This window comes from Nocardioides ultimimeridianus, assembly GCF_054777895.1.
In genome coordinates this window covers 86784-103333 of sequence record NZ_BAAHAB010000011.1, presented here as the reverse complement: position 1 = coordinate 103333, position 16550 = coordinate 86784, and the positions used below count along the sequence as shown (strand labels likewise).

At 73.9% G+C, this 16550-nt stretch carries 18 protein-coding genes; 6 read left to right on the top strand and 12 right to left on the bottom strand.

The genetic code is table 11. The features are described from left to right. Positions 1–148 precede the first annotated feature (148 nt). The gene (locus ACYU8V_RS11935) at positions 149–988 is read left to right on the top strand and encodes an SDR family oxidoreductase (RefSeq protein ID WP_460847599.1); all 840 of its coding nucleotides are present in this window, start codon (positions 149–151) and stop codon (positions 986–988) included. Between the two features lie 7 nt (positions 989–995). Here the strand turns inward: ACYU8V_RS11935 and ACYU8V_RS11930 are convergent, their stop codons facing one another. From ACYU8V_RS11930 to ACYU8V_RS11915, 4 genes are read right to left on the bottom strand one after another with little or no spacing between them, the layout of a single operon-like run. Continuing rightward, positions 996–1199: a hypothetical protein gene (locus ACYU8V_RS11930; protein WP_460847598.1), complete on the bottom strand. Its 204-nt coding sequence runs from the start codon at positions 1197–1199 to the stop codon at positions 996–998. Then, positions 1196–2173, bottom strand: a complete 978-nt coding sequence (locus tag ACYU8V_RS11925; RefSeq protein WP_460847597.1) for an EsaB/YukD family protein — start codon at positions 2171–2173, stop codon at positions 1196–1198. The genes ACYU8V_RS11930 and ACYU8V_RS11925 overlap by 4 nt, the downstream gene beginning before the upstream one ends. Before the next feature lie 12 nt (positions 2174–2185). Then, positions 2186–2488 (bottom strand): WXG100 family type VII secretion target, encoded by a 303-nt coding sequence (locus ACYU8V_RS11920; protein ID WP_460847596.1) that lies wholly within the window; start codon positions 2486–2488, stop codon positions 2186–2188. Between the two features lie 9 nt (positions 2489–2497). Continuing rightward, positions 2498–2824, bottom strand: a complete 327-nt coding sequence (locus ACYU8V_RS11915; protein ID WP_460847595.1) for a WXG100 family type VII secretion target — start codon at positions 2822–2824, stop codon at positions 2498–2500. Positions 2825–3008: 184 nt separating this feature from the next. On the opposite strand from ACYU8V_RS11915, the gene eccCb reads away from it, so the two are divergent. After that, positions 3009–6680 carry a type VII secretion protein EccCb gene (gene eccCb, locus ACYU8V_RS11910; protein WP_460847594.1) on the top strand — a complete coding sequence of 1224 codons (3672 nt, stop codon included), beginning with the start codon at positions 3009–3011 and terminating at the stop codon, positions 6678–6680. Here eccCb and ACYU8V_RS11905 read toward each other — a convergent pair. Continuing rightward, complete coding sequence (locus tag ACYU8V_RS11905) at positions 6650–7936, bottom strand: YibE/F family protein (protein WP_460847592.1); 1287 nt, start codon at positions 7934–7936, stop codon at positions 6650–6652. The two genes, eccCb and ACYU8V_RS11905, sit on opposite strands and share 31 nt — an antisense overlap. Positions 7937–7984: 48 nt before the next feature. Between ACYU8V_RS11905 and ACYU8V_RS11900 the strand changes: the two genes are divergently transcribed. After that, a complete protein-coding gene (locus ACYU8V_RS11900; protein WP_460847590.1) occupies positions 7985–9502 on the top strand; it encodes an FAD-dependent oxidoreductase in 1518 nt (505 codons plus the stop codon). Here ACYU8V_RS11900 and ACYU8V_RS11895 read toward each other — a convergent pair. Continuing rightward, the gene (locus tag ACYU8V_RS11895; protein WP_460847589.1) at positions 9457–9933 is read right to left on the bottom strand and encodes a MarR family winged helix-turn-helix transcriptional regulator; all 477 of its coding nucleotides are present in this window, start codon (positions 9931–9933) and stop codon (positions 9457–9459) included. The genes ACYU8V_RS11900 and ACYU8V_RS11895 overlap by 46 nt on opposite strands. A gap of 81 nt (positions 9934–10014) precedes the next feature. Here ACYU8V_RS11895 and ACYU8V_RS11890 point away from each other — a divergent pair, with 81 nt between their 5' ends. After that, positions 10015–11562 (top strand): acyl-CoA carboxylase subunit beta, encoded by a 1548-nt coding sequence (locus ACYU8V_RS11890; protein ID WP_460847588.1) that lies wholly within the window; start codon positions 10015–10017, stop codon positions 11560–11562. Positions 11563–11571: 9 nt separating this feature from the next. On the opposite strand, the gene ACYU8V_RS11885 is transcribed toward ACYU8V_RS11890, so the two are convergent. The 4 genes from ACYU8V_RS11885 to ACYU8V_RS11870 form a co-directional block, all read right to left on the bottom strand. Further along, a complete protein-coding gene (locus tag ACYU8V_RS11885) occupies positions 11572–12213 on the bottom strand; it encodes an NADPH-dependent F420 reductase (protein WP_460847586.1) in 642 nt (213 codons plus the stop codon). Further along, positions 12210–12656 (bottom strand): hypothetical protein, encoded by a 447-nt coding sequence (locus ACYU8V_RS11880; RefSeq protein WP_460847585.1) that lies wholly within the window; start codon positions 12654–12656, stop codon positions 12210–12212. Before ACYU8V_RS11880 ends, ACYU8V_RS11885 begins: the two co-directional genes overlap by 4 nt. Before the next feature lie 92 nt (positions 12657–12748). Continuing rightward, a complete protein-coding gene (locus ACYU8V_RS11875; RefSeq protein ID WP_460847583.1) occupies positions 12749–13945 on the bottom strand; it encodes an ATP-binding protein in 1197 nt (398 codons plus the stop codon). 21 nt (positions 13946–13966) lie between these two features. After that, on the bottom strand, positions 13967–14212 hold the full coding sequence (locus ACYU8V_RS11870) for a hypothetical protein (RefSeq protein ID WP_460847582.1): 246 nt from the start codon (positions 14210–14212) through the stop codon (positions 13967–13969). Between the two features lie 108 nt (positions 14213–14320). Here ACYU8V_RS11870 and ACYU8V_RS11865 point away from each other — a divergent pair, with 108 nt between their 5' ends. Both ACYU8V_RS11865 and ACYU8V_RS11860 read left to right on the top strand, forming a co-directional pair. Then, positions 14321–15205 carry an Fpg/Nei family DNA glycosylase gene (locus ACYU8V_RS11865; protein WP_460847581.1) on the top strand — a complete coding sequence of 295 codons (885 nt, stop codon included), beginning with the start codon at positions 14321–14323 and terminating at the stop codon, positions 15203–15205. A gap of 17 nt (positions 15206–15222) precedes the next feature. Beyond that, positions 15223–15564 carry a rhodanese-like domain-containing protein gene (locus ACYU8V_RS11860; RefSeq protein WP_460847580.1) on the top strand — a complete coding sequence of 114 codons (342 nt, stop codon included), beginning with the start codon at positions 15223–15225 and terminating at the stop codon, positions 15562–15564. Here the strand turns inward: ACYU8V_RS11860 and ACYU8V_RS11855 are convergent, their stop codons facing one another. Both ACYU8V_RS11855 and ACYU8V_RS11850 read right to left on the bottom strand, forming a co-directional pair. After that, entirely contained in the window at positions 15565–15975 is a 411-nt protein-coding gene (locus ACYU8V_RS11855; RefSeq protein ID WP_460847579.1) for a hypothetical protein, read from the bottom strand. Between the two features lie 83 nt (positions 15976–16058). Beyond that, complete coding sequence (locus ACYU8V_RS11850) at positions 16059–16538, bottom strand: hypothetical protein (protein ID WP_460847577.1); 480 nt, start codon at positions 16536–16538, stop codon at positions 16059–16061. Between the last annotated feature and the right edge of the window lie 12 nt (positions 16539–16550).

Below are 16550 nucleotides of genomic sequence, written 5' to 3'. Positions count from 1 at the left end.
CGCCGGGCCTCGAGAGTTTTCGAATCGCTCGAAGAAAACTTCCGGGTGCCCGTGGTCAGCACACCATAACCTGAGTTATGTTGGACGTCCAGAGGGATCCTCGCGGCACCGGATTCCTTGATCCTGAATTCGAAAGATGGAGAGCGACATGTCCTCAGCAGGCATCCGGCGACTGGCCGGGCAGCGGGTGGCGATCACGGGTGCGGGACGCGGGATCGGGCGCGCGACCGCACAGGAGCTGCACGATCGCGGCGCCCTCGTCGCCATCGGAGACATCGACGTCGAGGTCGCGAAGGAGGCCGCCGCGGCGATCGGCTCCGGTGTCTTCGCCTTCCAGCTGGATGTCACCGACACCGCGTCCTTCGGCTCGTTCCTGGCCGACGCCAAGCAGGCCATGGGCGGGCTGGACGTGCTCATCAACAACGCCGGAGTGATGCCGATCGGTCACTTCCTGGAGATCCCCGAGTCCGTGGTCCGGCGGTCGATGGAGATCAACCTGCTGGGCCCGACGCTCGGCATGCGCCTGGCTTTGCCGGACATGATCGCCCAGGGCCACGGCCACATCGTCAACATGGCCTCCTCGGCGGGCAAGGCCAGCGTGCCCGGCGGCCTCAACTACTGCTCGCACAAGGCCGGCGTCATCCACCTCACCGAGGGCGCGCGCATCGAGTACGCCGGCACGGGCGTCGACTTCACCTGCGTGATGCCGTCCTTCACCAACACCGACCTCGTCGCCGGCACCAAGGGCACGAAGCTCCTCAAGAACGTGGAGCCAGAGGACGTCGCCATCGGCATCGCCGACGCCATCGAGAAGAAGCACAAGGACGTCTACGCCCCGAAGGCGCTGCGCGGCATCTTCTTCACCCAGCCGTTGCTGGGCCGTCGCGTCCGCGACTTCATGAACCGCCGGCTCGGCGCCTACGACACCTTCCTCGACGTGGACCAGTCGCAGCGGGCGGCGTACGACGAGCGGATCAGCCACAGCTGATCCGATCTCAGCGCCAGGGCAGGTACGCCGCCACCACGGGCAGCCCGCTCAGCGCGGCACCGGCCGTGAGCAGCCCGGCCAGGAGGGCGCCGGCCACGACCCGGCGGCCCGGCCGCGGCGGGGCCTGCGGCTCCGCTCCGCCGGTGAGGAAGGCCGCCACCAGGCGGCGACGGTGGAAGGCCGCCGCGTCGACCAGGTCGCGGCTGCTCATCGCGCCACCACGGACCGCACCCAGGGGAGCACGCCGGTCGCGGTGACGAGCAGCGGCAGCAGCGCCACGACCACGGCGGCCTCGAGCAGCTCCGCGGCCCGCGCGCGCCGTGGGGACGCCGGCACCACGACGCCGGCCACGAGCAGCACGCCACCGGCGGCCAGGGCTGACGCGAGCCGCGGCACGAGGGCCGGATGCTCGGCGGCGGCTCCGGTCACCGCGCCGAGCACGGCGGCGAAGGCGGTCACCAGGCCGGCCAGGACCTGCGCGCCGCTGCGGTGGTGCCGGATCCGCAGCGCCAGCACCCCCGCGCAGTCGACCACGAGCAGCACCGCCCACGACCCGATTCCGGCGGCCACCGGGGCGACGGCGAGGAGCAGCAGGCCGGTCACGGTGACCATCGCCAGCAGCAGCCGGTGGGCGGCCCGCGCCTCCGTCCTCGTCCGGTCGAGGTCGACCGGGCCCGCGGCCGCCTGCCGGCCCGCGGCCGCGAGCGCCCACCGCGGGAAGGTGCTGCCGGCCAGCACCAGCAGGGCCGCGACGGCGAGCAGGATGCGCGCGGCCACCGGGGCGCCGAGCGCGAGCGGCCGGAGCGCGATCCCGGCGGCCGTGCCGAGCAGGAGCACAGCCGCCACGAGCGCAGCCGGGCGGCCCGCGCGGTGCGGCCAGGGAGCGACGTACTCCTCGACGGCCTCGGCCATCGCCTCGGCGAGGTCGTCGTGGATCCGCGGCGGCGGGAGGTCGGCGCTGGTGAGCAGGAGGACGCTGCCGTCGGGCACGTCCTGCGCCGCGAGACCCTGCTCGGGCACCAGCCGCCGGCCCGTGACGGTGGCGAGCACCCACCGCCCCTCCGGTACGCCGAGCGCGCGGGCCAGGTCGGGCACCAGCTCGGCGGCGGGGACGGCGCCAGGGAGCACGACGTCCGCACGGCGGGTCCCGGCCGCGATGCTGACCCGGACCGGGCCCGCCGCCATGACGCCGCCGCCTCAGAAGTCGAACCGGGACGCGCCGCGCTGGTCGGCCGCGGTGTAGTCCTGGTTGGAGGCGTAGACGGTGCGGTGGCTCTCGTCGAGCAGGTTGCGCATCTGCTGCATCGCGCCGTCCCACTGGGCCTTCGCGATCCGGTAGGCCTCGTGCTGCGCGCCGGCCCACTGCGAGCGCAGCGGGGCGAGGTCGGTCTCCAGCCGGTCCAGCCGGTCGTCCATCCGGCCCACCGTGTCGTACATGTCGGTCGCGGCGCCGTCGAGCGCCGCGTGCTCGACCCGGAGGCCGTCGAGGTCCTGGCTCATCGCTCCCCCTCAGACCGCGCCGAGCTGGCCGGCCAGCCGGTGCATCGCGGCGCCGGCCTGCTGGTCGACCTGGACGTTGTCGCGCTCGGTGGCGACCAGCGCGGCGTGGAAGCGGTCGAGCGCGCCGACCACGACCCGGTGCTGGTCGTGCCACGCGCGGTGCAGGGTGAAGAACGCGGTGGCGCCGTCGCCTCCCCAGCGTCCGCGGATCGCGGCGATCTGGCCGTCCAGGCGCTGGCTCTGCCTCTCGAAGTCGGCCTTCGCCTCGGTGACCATGCCGGCGGCGCGTCCGAGCGCGCCGTGGGCCTGGCCGAAGACGGGTGCGGTGGATCCCATGGTTCGTCCTCCTGATCAAGGCACCGCGGTCGGTGCCGGGACCGTCGGCTACCCGGCTGCCGGCGGGCCGGAAACGGGGTGCGGGAGTTCTCCACAGGGCCGTGGCGCGGGTGCCTGTGGAGAACGTCCGCGGTTGTCGGCGGGCGGTGCCAAGGTGATCGGACTCTCGGGAAAGGCGTCGTCGATGACCACCTCCACCACCGATCCGGACCTCGCCGCGGGCCGGCTCGAGCTCGACGCGCCGCCGCGCCTGCCGGACCGCGAGGCGGGCGGCGGTGCGGCGATGACGGTGCTGCCGATGCTGGGAAGCGTCGGGTCCATCGCGCTGTTCGCCGGGGTCGGCGGCCACAGCGTCCTGCGGTACGTCGCCGGCGGGATGTTCCTGCTCACCACCGCGATCGTCGTGCTGCTCCAGCTCGACCGGCAGCGGGTCTCCCGGGCCCGGCGCACCGACGCCGGGCGGACCGACTACCTGCGCCACCTGGCCGGCGCGCGCGGGCGGCTCCGCGAGGCGGCCGAGCGCCAGCGGGTGGTGCTGCTGGGCCTGCACCCACCTCCGGACGCCCTGGCCGCGCGGGTGGGCGCCGGCGCGGTGGAGCAGCGCGGTCCTGACCATCCGTGGTTCCTGCGGGTGCGGTGGGGCGCCGGCGAGCAGCCTGCCGCGCTGGAGCCGGTCGCGGCCGACGAGCATCCGGAGGCGGACCCGGCCGCCGTCGTACTGGCACGGCGGTTGGTCGCGGCGCACCGCACGCAGCCGGGGCTGCCGCTCGTCGTCGACCTGCGCGCGCACCCACGGATCGACCTGGACGGCTGTGCGGAGGAGGCGCGGGCGCTGGCGCGCGCCCTGGTCTGCTCGGCAGCGGCGACGCACGCCCCCGAGAACCTGGCCGTCGCCGTGCTCGCGACACCCCCCGCTCTGGGCGGGTGGGAGTGGCTGAAGTGGCTGCCCCACGCCGCGAGTCCGGACCACACCGACGAGGTCGGTCCGGCGCGGCTGGCGCACAGCGATCCCGAGGTGCTCGACGCACTGCTGCCCCCATCCGGCGGCCCGCACCTGCTGCTGGTCGTCGACGGCGACCTCGATCCACCGGCACGCGACGGCGTGACGGTCATCGCGCTCCGCTCCCGTGGCGCGACGACGGGGCTTCGCCTGCCCGGGCGCGAGAGTGCGGCGGAGGCCGACCGGTGCAGCCTGCCCTCGGCCGAGGCCCTCGCCCGTCGGCTGACGCGACCCTTGTCTACCGCCGGCCCCTCCGCGGCGGCGCCCGACCTGGACTCCCTGCTCGCGCAGCTGCGTGACCCCGACCGGCTCTGCGTGCCTCTGGGCGCCGACGACGACGGGCCGGTCCTGCTCGACCTGGAGGAGTCCGCCCGCGGCGGCATGGGCCCGCACGGCCTGGTCATCGGTGCGACCGGCTCCGGCAAGTCCGAGCTGCTGCGCACGCTCGTCCTCGGCCTGGCGACCACCCACCCGCCCGACCGGCTCAACCTGGTGCTCGTCGACTTCAAGGGCGGGGCGACCTTCGCGGGGCTGGCCGACCTGCCGCACGTGTCGGCCGTGATCACCAACCTGGACGAGGACCTCGCGCTCGTCGAGCGGATGCAGGACGCGCTGTCCGGCGAGCTCGTCCGCCGCCAGCGGCTGCTGCGCGACGCGGGCCTCGGGTCGCGCCACGACCACGAGCAGGCCCGCCGCGCGGGTGCGACGCTGGAGCCGCTGCCGTCGCTGCTCGTGGTGATCGACGAGTTCTCCGAGCTGCTGGCCGCCGAGCCCGAGCTGATCGACCTGTTCGTGTCGATCGGCCGGCTGGGCCGCTCGCTCGGCATCCACCTGCTCCTCGCCTCGCAACGGCTGGACGAGGGCCGGCTGCGCGGGCTCGACGCGCACCTGAGCTACCGGATCGGCCTGCGCACCTTCAGCGCACAGGAGTCGCGGGCGGTCCTCGGGGTGCCCGATGCCTACGAGCTCCCCGCGGTGCCCGGGCTGGGCTACCTGCGCTCCGACCCGACGACGCTGCGGCGGTTCACGGCGGCGTACGTCTCCGGTCCGTCGCGATCCGCCGAGGGAGGTCAGCGCCCGCCGCTGCTGCCCTTCACGCTCGCCGAGGTGCGCGCGACGACGACCCCCAGGACGGTGGGAGGCGAGACGCAGCTCGACGTCGCCGTACGACGCCTCGCCCGGCACCCGTGCCGTGCCCACCAGGTGTGGCTCCCGCCGCTCGATGCGTCCGCCCCGCTCGCCGGCGCGGGTGGGCTGGTCGACGACCTGCGCCCCGATTCCCGGCTCGGCCTGACCTCGCCGTACTGGCGCGCGGCGGGGCCGCTGGTGGTGCCGGTCGGGGTCGTCGACCGGCCGCGGGAGCAGCGTCGCGACGTCCTGCGACTCGAGCTCGCCGGCGCCGGCGGACACGTCGCGGTCGTGGGCGGCCCCCGCAGCGGCAAGAGCACCCTGCTCCGCACGGTGGTCAGCGCGCTCGCCCTCACGACCACGCCCGCAGAGGCGCAGGTGTATCTGCTGGACCTCGGCGGAGCGCTCGCCCCGCTGGCCGGGCTCCCCCACGTCGCGGGGAGCGCGGGCCGGGCCCAGCCGGACGTCGTACGCCGCATCCTCGCCGAGCTCACCACTCTCCTGGACCGCCGCGAGCAGCACTTCCGCGACCACGGCATCGACTCGATCGAGTCCTATCGGAGCAGGCGCGCGGCCGGGTCCGTGGACGACGGGCACGGCGACGTGTTCCTGGTGGTCGACGGGTGGGGCACGCTGCGGACCGACTTCGACGACCTGGAGCCGGCCCTCGCGCAGCTCCAGGCGCGCGGCCTCGCCTTCGGGTTCCACGTGGTGGCGAGCGGTCTTCGCTGGTCCGACTTCCGCGCGGCGACGCGCGACCTGTTCGGGAGCCGGCTCGAGCTGCGCCTCGGCGACCCGATGGACTCCGAGATCGGCCGGCATGCCGCCGCGCGGGTGCCTCCGCGACCGGGGCGCGGGCTGACCGCCGACGGGCTGCACTTCCTCGCCGCACTGCCGCGGATCGAGGCGGGCGGGGTCGATGCCCTGGTCGCCGCGGTCGCGGCGGCCTGGGCCGGTCCAACCGGACCCAAGCTGCGCCTGCTGCCGGCCCGGATCACGTTGGACGAGATCAGCGATCCGGAGGTCCGGGGCCGGGGGCTCGTCCTCGGCATCGACGAGGGCGCCCTCGAGCCGGTCGTCCTGGACGTCGACCACGAGCCGCACCTGCTGGCGCTCGGCGACCGCGGCTCCGGCCGGAGCGCCCTGCTCCGCGCGGTGTGCCGGGAGGTGGTGCGCAGCCGCGGGCCGGACGAGGCACGGATCCTGATCGTCGACCCGCGCCGCTCGCTGCTCGGCGAGGTGCCGGCCGAGCAGCTGGTCGGCCATGTCACCTCCGGCCCGGCGGCCGAGCGGGCGATCGCCGAGCTCGCCGCCTACCTCACCCAGCGGCTGCCCGGCCCCGACGTCGACGCGGCCCGGCTGCGCGCCCGCTCCTGGTGGACGGGTGCGGAGGTGTTCGTGGTCGTCGACGACCACGACCTGGTCGCCGACGGCTCGAGCTCCCCTCTGGCCGCGCTGCAGCCACTGTTGGCGCAGGCCTCGGACGTGGGCCTGCACCTGGTGCTGGCCCGGCGGGCAGGCGGCGCCTCGCGGGCCCTCTACGAGCCGATCCTGCGCACGCTGCTCGACCTCGGGCAGCCGGGACTGCTGCTCTCCGGCGACCCCGGCGAAGGCCCCTTGCTCGGCGGGGTCCGTCCCGTGCCCGCCCCGCCGGGCCGGGCACGGCTGATCACCCGCGACCGGGCGCCGACGGTGGTTCAGCTCGGCTGGACGGACCCGTCGTCGTGATCCGCGAGCGGCATGCCCGCGATCCGCCGGCCGGCCGGCGCGCGGACGCCCGGTGACACCAGCAGCGCGGCCAGGGCCGTGGTGACGGGCACCGCCAGCACGAGCCCGATCGAGCTGGCGAGCGTGCGGACGATCTCCTCGGCGAGCTGCTCGTTGGAGAGCAGCCCCCACAGCGAGCGGCCGTAGACCTGGAGCAGCATCAGGCCGACGACGGTGGTGCCGACGTACGCGAAGACGATCGTGTAGATCGTCGAGGCGATGTGGTCGCGGCCGATCCGCATCGCGCTGGTGAAGAGGGCTCGTCGCGGCGCGTCCGGGGTCGCCGCACGCAGCTCCCACACCGCCGAGGCCTGGGTGATGGTGACGTCGTTGAGGACGCCGAGTCCGGCGATCACGATGGCGGCCGCCAGCAGCGCCCGGAAGTCGAGCGCCGGGCTCAGCGTCTGGAGCGTGGTGGCGCCGTCGTCCGGGATGCCGGTGAGGTGCGCGTCCGCCAGCGTCCACGCGCCGATGCCCGCGGTGAGGGCGACGCCGAGGAGGGTCCCGGCGAGGGCGGTGCTGGTGCGCAGGGAGAAGCCGTGGGTCGTGTAGAGGACCACGAACATGATGGCGGCGGCGCTGACCAGGGCGACGCCGACGCCGGGCGAGCCGGCGTACAGGGCAGGGAGGAGGAACCGCCACACGACCAGGCCCCCGAACGCCAGCCCCAGCAGCGCCATCAGCCCGCGCCAGCGTGCCACCGCCGCCACGACCAGGACGAACAGCACGGTCAGCCACAGCAGGGTGTGGCCGCGCAGGATCGTGAAGTAGGAGTACGTCGGCGGGACGCCGTCGCCGCCCGGCAGCCGGAGCAGCTGGACGCGGTCGCCGTGACCGATGCCCGAGGTCGACACCTCCGGGGGGACCCCCACGTCGACGGTCCCCCGGCCGCCGCCGAGGTCGACGGTCAGCGTGCCGCAGGGCGGGGCCGTGCCGCTCGCCGGACTCCCGCCGGTCGGGCAGGCGGGGGCGGTGCTGACCACGGTGGCGTCCACGTAGGTCACGCCCGGCGCCGCGAACTGGATGCCGGCCTTCCCCGCGGCCGCGGGATCGGCGTCCACGCCGTGCCCCGGCCACCACACCACCACGCCGACCACGGTCGCCAGGAACGCGACGGCCAGGCCCCCCAGGAGCAGCCAGCGCGGGAGCGGGTCCACCCGCACCGACGCGTCGACGCTGCGTGCCGCCCGATGCCCGTGCCCGTGTCCATGCCCCACACGCGCAGACTAGGCCCACCCAAAACTAGAACGCGTTATCGTTTCCTCATGACCGGTGACGAGGCGTACGACGTCGTGGTGGTCGGCTCCGGCGGCGGCGCCCTGACCGGGGCCGCCCTCGCGGCGAAGGCCGGCCTGTCGGTGCTGGTGCTCGAGCGCACGCCGCTGATCGGCGGCACGTCGGCGTACTCCGGCGGCGCGTGCTGGCTGCCGGGCACCGACGTGCAGCAGCGCGCGGGCCTGCCCGACTCCACCGAGGGCGCCCGCACCTACCTTGCAGCCGTCCTCGACGACCCCGACCGAGCCCGCGTCGAGGCCCTGCTGGCCGAGGCGCCGCGGCTGGTCGCGACGCTCGAGGCCGACGAGCTGATGGACTTCGAGTGGATCCCGTTCGCGGAGTACTTCGCCGCGCCCGGCCGGGTCCCCATGGGACGCTCCATCCAGCCCTCCGCGATCAGCCGGAGCGAACTGCCGTCCGAGGTCACCGACCTCCTGCGCCCACCGGTCGAGCGCGATCGCGCCGGCCGGCCCGGGCGCTCCACGCTGTCCGGCGGCCAGGCGCTGATCGCCCGGCTCGCAGCGATGGCGGTGCGCGACGGCGCGGTGATCGCCGTCGGGCACCAGGTCGTCGGCTTCGAGCAGGACGCGGGCGGCCGCGTGTCCGGCGTCCAGGCCATGGGTCCGGAGGGGCCGGTCACGATCACGGCGCGGCACGGGGTGCTGGTCGCCGCCGGCGGTTTCGAGGGCTCCCCTGAGCGCCGGCAGCAGCACGGCACCCCCGGACGTGCGGAGTGGTCGATGGCGCCGCGCGGCACCAACACCGGCGAGGTGATCGACGCGGCGGCGGCCCTCGGCGCGGCCACCGACTTCTCCGGCGAGGGCTGGTTCTGCCCGGGCCTGGAGCAGCCCGACGGCTCGGGCACCTTCACCCTCGGCTTCCGCGGCGGGCTGATGGTCGACGCGACCGGCCATCGCTACGGCAACGAGTGCCTGCCCTACGACCGGTTCGGCCGATTGATGGCAGCGGCCCCTGAGCGCGTCCCGTCCTGGTTCCTCTTCGACTCCCGCGAGGGCGGCCGGCTGCCCGCGATCGCGATGCCGGAGGGCGACCCGGCCGACCACCTCACGGCAGGCACCTGGGTGCGCGCGGACACGATCGAGGAGCTCGCCGAGGCGACGGGCCTGCCGGTCGACGCGGTGACCGCCACCGTCGACCGCTTCAACGGCTTCGCCGCCGCCGACACCGACGAGGACTTCGGCCGCGGCGAGGACGAGTACGACACCTTCTTCGCCGGTGGCGGTACGACGCTGGTCCCGCTGGACCAGCCCCCGTACTACGCGGCCCGCTTCGTCCTCTCCGACCTGGGCACCAAGGGCGGCCTGGTCACCGACGAGCACGGGCGGGTGATCGACACCGCCGGCGTACCCATCCCCGGCCTGTACGCCGCCAGCAACTCCACGGCGTCGGTGTTCGGATCGGCCTACCCCGGCCCGGGCGCCCCGCTCGGCGCAGCGATGGTCTACGCGTCGCTGGCCGTGGCGGACATGCTGGAGAGCCGCCCCTGAATCACCGCGGTCACCGACGCCAAGGCGTCGACCTGCTCGGGCGTGAGGTGGTCGAAGACCAGCTCGCGGACCAGCTCCACGTGCGCGGGAGCAGCCGACTCGATCGCCGCGGCGCCGGCGGGCGTGAGGTCGACGAAGGCCCCGCGCCGGTCGTCGGTGCACTCGCGGCGGGCCACCAGCCCGCGGGCGGCCATCCGGGACAGCTGCTTGGACAGCCGGCTCTTCTCCCACTGCATCCGCTCGCCGAGCTCGTACATGCGGAGCGTGCGCTCGGGGACGTCGGTGAGGTTGACGAGCACCTCGTAGTCGGCCAGCGACAGCCCGCTGGTGCGCTGCAGCTCGCGGCCGAGCGCCGCCGACAGCAGGGTGTGGGCATCGAGCCACCCTCGCCAGGCGAGCTCCTCGCGGTCGTCGAGCCAACGCGTTCCCACGACGCCATGCTACGCCTTGGTTGCCGTGGAAACTTCCTGAGATGCCACCGAACGGGCCCGCCGAACCGGCAGAGTGGCCCCGTGACGCACGAGGCACCCCTGCCCCACGAGGCCGCACTCGACGCGGTCCTGGACGCCGGCCGGCCCGAGGCCGCCGAGAAGCAGCACCGCCGCGGCAAGCTGACCGCGCGCGAGCGGATCGCCGCCCTGACCGATCCGGGCACCTTCCGTGAGATCGGCGCGCTGGTCGCCGGCACCGGCCCGGACGGCGCGCCCGTGCCCGCCGACGGTGTGGTCTGCGGGACGGCCGAGATCGACGAGCGGCCGGTCGTGGTGGTGGCGAGCGACTTCACCGCAGCGGGCGGCAGCAGCGGCGCTGCCGGCAACGAGAAGATCCGCCGGGTCTACTCCCTCGCCGGCAGCCGCGGCATCCCGCTGGTGATGCTGATGGACGGCGGCGGCCACCGGATCCACGAGGGGCTGGACGCCAAGGAGTTCGCGATCGGTGTCGACATCCAGCACCTGCACACCCGGATGAGCGGCTGGGTGCCGCTGGTCGCCGTGCTGCTGGGCCCCGGCTTCGGAGCCCCGACGCTGAGCGCGTCCCTGTGCGACTACGTCATCGCCGTCCGCGGCCTCGCCACCCTCGGCATGGCACCGCCGCCCCTGGTCAAGGCCGCCACCGGCGAGGTCCTGGGCGACGACGTCAGCGGTCCGGACGCGCAGGCCGGGTTCGGCAACATCGACGTCGCGGTCGACTCCGAGGCGGAGGCCTTCGACGCGGTCCGGCTCTACCTGGACACGCTGCCGAGCAACGCCGAGGCGCCGCTCCCGGTCCGCGCGTCCTCCCCGCCGCGGCCGTCCGCCGCCCGCACCCTCGACGCCACCGTCACCCCGGACGCCCGCCGCTCCTACGACATGTACGACGTGATCGCGGGCCTGGTCGACGAGGACAGCGAGGTCGAGCTGCGACCGGCGTACGCCCGCAACATGGTGACCCTCCTCGCCCGCGTCGACGGCAACCCGATCGGCATCGTCGCCAACCAGCCGGCCGTGCGCGCCGGCATGCTCGACACCCCGGCCTGCGCGAAGGCATCGCGGATGGTCTCGCTCTGCGACGCGTTCGGCATCCCGGTGCTGACCCTGATCGACCTTCCCGGCCTCGCCGTCGGCCTCGAGGCGGAGCGGTCCGGGCTGGGCCGTGCGAGCCTGCGGATGTCGGCGGCGTACGGCAACGCCACGGTCCCGCTGTTCACCGTCGTCGCGCGCAAGGGGTACGGCGGCGGCTACGTGATGATGTCCGGCGGCCGCACGTTCTCCCCCGAGCTGGTCGTGGCCTGGCCGCACGCGGAGACCGCCGTGATGGCGGCGGAGACCGCTGTCGAGCTCGTCTTCAAGCGCGAGCTCGAGGCGGTGACGGACGAGGAGCGGCCAGCGAAGAAGCGGGAGATCGCCGCAGCATTCGACGACCGCGCCAGCGCGATCAGGGGCGCCGAGGGCTTCGGGTACGACGCCGTCATCCGGCCGAGCGAGACCCGGGCCTGGCTCGCCGAGCTGTTGCCGCAGCTGCCGCGGCACCGGCTGCTGGACACGGTCACGCCGCGCCGGCACGGCGTCGAGCCGCTGTAGCGAGGGACCTCAGCGCACGATGCGATAGTTGAACGCGGGCGTCCCGAGTGCCTGCATCATCCGCAGCCAGAACGGCATCAGCCACTCGGTGCCGCGCGCGGTGGTGATGTCGCCGAGGTCGATCACGTCGGTGTGACCGAGCTCGGTGAGCAGGGCCGTGACCGTCGCCTTCGCGCCGGCGTCGTTGCCGGAGACGAACACCGAGGTCGGCTCGGGCAGCGTCTCGGGATGCACCATCAGGTCGGCGTTGAGCGTGTTGAGCGTCTTCACCACGAGAGCGTCGGGGAAGGCGCGCTGCACCTGCTCGCCGATCGAGTCGTCCTGCGGGGCGCTGATCAGCGGCGGGAAGCCGCCGGAGAAGTCCAGCCCGTTGGACAGGTCGATGAGCGGCTTGCCGGCCAGGTTCGCCGCACCGGCGAGACCGAGGACCCCGAGGGTCGCGTCGCCGTTGGTGGCGTTGACGACGATCTCCGCGCCGGCCGCCGCGTCCGCGAAGGTCGCCAGCGCGACTCCGTCGATCGGCCGGTACCCCTCGCGCGCCCGCGTGGCGGCCGGGTCGCGGGTGCCCATGGTGACCTCATGCCCCAGCTCGGCCAGCCGCGCGGCGATCGCGTTGCCCACCATGCCGGTGCCCAGGACGGCGTACCTCATCGGGATCTCCTCGTTGGTCCGATCGGCACCGACCCGAGAACAGTCGTGCCATCGGGAGCGTAGACCGTCGCTGCGGTCGGCAGCGTCGACGCGTACGCGAGCATCAGCGCCGGGGTACGCGGGTTGTCGGCGGGATCGTCACTGAGGTGCAGGTCGGCCTTGTGGACGAAGCCGACCTTCGCGGTGCCGTCGAAGAACACGGCGACCAGGTCGGGCCATTCCGCGTACGGCGCCCGACCCCTGTCCGGGATGGCGCCGTAGGTCCAGCCGCGCGCATCGGTGGGGAAGGGCGCGCTCGTGGCGACCGCGCTCTCGTCCTGCGCGACCTGCATCGAGATGCCCGCGTCGGCGGTCGAGGTCGCCGGCCGCGCAGGACCGCGCCGCGCTGCGAAGCCGTCTGCGAGCGCGGCGACGATGACCACCGCGACCACTGTCCCCACCACGGCAACGACCGGACGCGCCTCGGATCGAGCCCTCACGACCTGCCTCCCCTCGTCACCCGGGTAGACGTCGCCGCGTCGAGGAAAGTTGCTCCTCAGGACTGGGTGCGCAGGTAGCGGCCGAAGTGCGGGACCGTGAAGGCGATCCTGCCGCGTTCCCCCGAGTAGATCAGCCCCTTCTTGAGCAGGGCGTCGCGGGCGGGCGAGAGCGACTGCGGCCGCTTGTTGAGTACGCCGGCGACGTCCGCCGTCGCCACCGTGCCCACCGGGTCGTCGGCCTCGCCGCCGGCGGCGTCGGCCATGGCGCGCAGGTACTCCCGCTCCCCCGGCGTCGCCCGCTCGTAGCGGGACCCGAAGAAGCCGACGGCCAGCTCGCGCTCGGCCTCGGGCGCGGCGACGGCGATGTCGTCGGCGGTGATCGGGCTGCGCGGGGCGAGGTCCCAGGCGGCCTTGCCGTAGGCCTGGATGAAGTAGGGGTAGCCGCCGGTGGCGTCGTACATGGCGGCCAGGGCGGCGGGCTCGAACTCCGCGTCCTCCTCGGCCGCGGGGGCCGCCAGCGCGCGGTCGGCCGCCTCGCGGGAGAGCCGGTCGATGCGCTGGTAGGAGAACAGCCGCTCGGAGTAGGACTTGCTCGCGCTCAGCACCGCGGGCAGGTGCGGCAGGCCGGCGCCGACGACGATGACGGGCAAGCCGTTCTGGCTGAGCTCGTGGCAGGCCGCGCACATCGCCGAGACGTCGTCGGCGCCGAGGTCCTGCATCTCGTCGATGAAGATGCCCACGCCCTTGCCCACGTCGGCGGCGAGCCCGCCGACGTCGGTGAGCAGCTCGACCAGGTCGATCTCGATGTCGCCGGAGTCGGCGCGACCGCGGACGACCGCGGCGTCGATCCCCGGGCTCCACCGGTCGCGCAGCTTGGCGTCCGCACCGGCGTCGCGCTCCACGAACGCCCGCACCACCCCGAGCACCTGACTGGTCTCCTCGGGCGATGGGTGCCCGAGCTCGCGGACGGCCTGGTGCAGCGCCGAGGCCAGCGGCCGGCGCAGGCTCTGGTCGGGACGCGCCTCGAGCTTGCCGGTCCCCCAGCCCTTGCGGACCGCCGCGCTGCGCAGGGTGTTGAGCAGCACGGTCTTGCCGACGCCGCGCAGTCCGGTCAGCACCAGGCTCCGCTCCGGACGGCCCCGCGCGACCCGCTCGAGCACCACGTCGAAGGCCGTCAGCTGCTCGTCGCGGCCGGCCAGCTCGGGCGGCCTCTGCCCCGCGCCGGGCGCGTAGGGGTTACGGATCGGATCCACGATCAGACCGTATCGGCGTCTCTAGCCGGCGTCGTAGAGATCCTTAGCGTGTCCTGACACGGACTCGGAGAGGGCCTTCTGCAGGGTGGCGATCACGTCGGGGACCTGGTCGGGAGAGAGACGGACCGTGCCGGTGCAGACGTTCTCGTGCCACACCGAGAGGACGACGACGGCGGCCTCCTCATGCCAGCTCACCCGGAGCGCGCGATCGCCGCGGCCGTCCAGGTGGACGGAGCCGACTTTCGGGACCGGACGGATCGCCGTCATCCCTGCATCATGCGCCTCGCCACCGACACCGCGCCAGAGCCCGGGTCGTCAGGCTGTGGACGGTCGATGGGCCGCCCACAGCCTGACGACCTGCCTAGACTCGGGGCCATGCCCGAGCTGCCCGAGGTGGAGGCGCTGGCCCAGGACCTGACCGGCCGGCTCGCGGGGCGTGCGATCACCAAGATCCACGTCCCGCAGTTCAGCGCCCTGAAGACCTACGACCCGCCACTGAGCGCCATCGAGGGCACGCTCATCGACGGCGTACGACGGCACGGGAAGTTCCTCGACATCGAGGCCAGCGGCCTGCACCTGATCTTCCACCTCGCCCGTGCCGGGTGGGTGCGCTGGCGCGACGAGGTGCCGGCGCTGCCGCCCAAGCCGTCGATGAAGTCGACCCTCGCCGTGCGCGTGGTGCTGTCGCCGGACGACGGCAGCGAGGTCACGCCCGGCCTCGACGTCACCGAGGCGGGCACCAAGAAGTCGCTGGCGTGCTACCTGGTGCGCGACCCGCTGGACGTCCCCGGCATCGCCTCGCTCGGGCCCGACCCGATGTCGGAGGAGTTCACCATCGACGCGCTCGCCGAGATCCTCGCGGCCGAGGGCGGCAAGCAGCTCAAGGGCGTCCTGCGCCACCAGGGCACCATCGCGGGGATCGGCAACGCCTACTCCGACGAGATCCTGCACGCCGCGCGGATGTCGCCGTTCAAGCCCGCCAAGAGCGTGGAGGGCGACGACCTGGAGACGCTCTACATGGCACTGCGCACCACCCTGGACGCCGCGGTCGAGCGCTCGCGCGGCCTGGCGGCCAGCGAGCTCAAGGCCGAGAAGAAGTCGAACCTCGCGGTCCACGGCCGCACCGGCCAGCAGTGCCCGGTGTGCGGCGATGTCGTGCGCGAGGTCTCCTTCGCCGACTCCAGCCTGCAGTACTGCGCCACCTGCCAGACCGGCGGCAAGCCGCTCGCGGACCGCCGGATGTCCAAGCTGTTGAAGTAGCTGTTGAAATGAGCCCGATGAACATTCCCACGATCGCCATCGAGAACGTCCCGAGCCCGCTGCCCGAGGGCGTCGCCGTCCTCGACGTGCGCGAGCCCGACGAGTGGGCCGCGGGCCACATCGAGGGTGCCGTGCACATCCCGCTCCGCACCCTGCCGGCCCGCGTCGACGAGGTCGCCGCGCTGGACGCCGCGCAGACCCTGGTCGTCTGCAAGGTCGGCGGCCGGTCCGCACAGGCCGTCGCCTACCTCTCCCAGCAGGGGTACGACGTGATCAACCTGGCCGGCGGCATGCTCGACTGGGCCGCGGCCGGGCGGCCGATGGTCAGCGAGACCGGCCAGCCGGCGTACGTCGGCTGATCAGCTCGGGCACTCCCCGACGGCCCACGTGCCGAAGGCCTGCGCCTTCGCCTGGTCGTCGCCGGAGACACCGGGGAAGGTGCCGCTGCCGAAGCTGCCCTTCACGTCGTCCCAGCTCGCCTTGAGGATCGCGTCGACGGCGATCTCGAAGCCTGCGCGGGCATCGGCGGGCGTGTCCGACGGGGTCCCGACGCCCTCGAGGTTCCTGACGGCGGACTGGAGCGCGTTGAACGTGCTCTCGTCGTTGCCACCGGTCACGGCCGTGCCGAGGGACTTCCACGCGTTGCAGAAGTCGGTCTTCGAGGCGTCCTTCGGCGCACCGGCGGCACCGTCCGAGCCCCCGCAGCCGGTGAGCGAGGCGGTCATCAGGGCCGCGGCACCGAGCGCGAGGGCGGAACGCTTCAGGGTCATGGGTGCAGCCAACTGGCACCACCCGCGAAAAGCAAACGTCGGCCGGCCCCGAGAGGGCCGGCCGACGTTCGGGTCTCAGCCGATCACTGGGTCGGGACGCCCGTGGGGAAGTCCGTCGGCAGGCTCATGTCGGTCGGCATGTCGGTGGGCATGTCGAAGCACTTGCTGCCGGTGTAGGCGGTGAAAGCCTCGAACTTCGTCTCGTCGTCACCCGAGAACGGGCTGGCGGACGGGTCGGTGGATTCGCCCATCTTCTTGACGTCGTCCGCGCTGACCTTGCCGAGCCAGTCGACGAAGATCTCGAAGCCCTTGCGGGCGTCGGCGGACATGTCGGACGGCGTGCCGACCTTCTTCAGTTGGTCGGCGACCTTGTGCGCCTGGTCGGCCTGGTCGCCGGTGCTGCCGTTGTCCTGGATGGCCGTGAAGCTGGTCTTCCAGGCGTCGCAGAAGCTCTGCTGCGAGGCGTCCTTGGGCGCGCCGGAGGCACCGCCGCAGGCGGAGAGGGAGAGGGCCATCAGAGCCGCGGCGCTGAGGCCGAGGGCGGATCGCTTCATGGTGGTCATGCCGGGCACCAT

Coding starts and splice junctions, on each gene's coding strand:
- ACYU8V_RS11900 (WP_460847590.1), top strand. CDS start 7,985: ATGACCGGTGACGAGGCGTACGACGTCGTGGTGGTCGGCTCCGGCGGC.
- ACYU8V_RS11915 (WP_460847595.1), bottom strand. CDS start 2,824: ATGGGATCCACCGCACCCGTCTTCGGCCAGGCCCACGGCGCGCTCGGA.
- ACYU8V_RS11850 (WP_460847577.1), bottom strand. CDS start 16,538: ATGACCACCATGAAGCGATCCGCCCTCGGCCTCAGCGCCGCGGCTCTG.
- ACYU8V_RS11855 (WP_460847579.1), bottom strand. CDS start 15,975: ATGACCCTGAAGCGTTCCGCCCTCGCGCTCGGTGCCGCGGCCCTGATG.
- ACYU8V_RS11935 (WP_460847599.1), top strand. CDS start 149: ATGTCCTCAGCAGGCATCCGGCGACTGGCCGGGCAGCGGGTGGCGATC.
- ACYU8V_RS11865 (WP_460847581.1), top strand. CDS start 14,321: ATGCCCGAGCTGCCCGAGGTGGAGGCGCTGGCCCAGGACCTGACCGGC.
- ACYU8V_RS11920 (WP_460847596.1), bottom strand. CDS start 2,488: ATGAGCCAGGACCTCGACGGCCTCCGGGTCGAGCACGCGGCGCTCGAC.
- ACYU8V_RS11930 (WP_460847598.1), bottom strand. CDS start 1,199: ATGAGCAGCCGCGACCTGGTCGACGCGGCGGCCTTCCACCGTCGCCGC.
- ACYU8V_RS11885 (WP_460847586.1), bottom strand. CDS start 12,213: ATGAGGTACGCCGTCCTGGGCACCGGCATGGTGGGCAACGCGATCGCC.
- ACYU8V_RS11860 (WP_460847580.1), top strand. CDS start 15,223: ATGAACATTCCCACGATCGCCATCGAGAACGTCCCGAGCCCGCTGCCC.
- ACYU8V_RS11925 (WP_460847597.1), bottom strand. CDS start 2,173: ATGGCGGCGGGCCCGGTCCGGGTCAGCATCGCGGCCGGGACCCGCCGT.
- eccCb (WP_460847594.1), top strand. CDS start 3,009: ATGACCACCTCCACCACCGATCCGGACCTCGCCGCGGGCCGGCTCGAG.
- ACYU8V_RS11870 (WP_460847582.1), bottom strand. CDS start 14,212: ATGACGGCGATCCGTCCGGTCCCGAAAGTCGGCTCCGTCCACCTGGAC.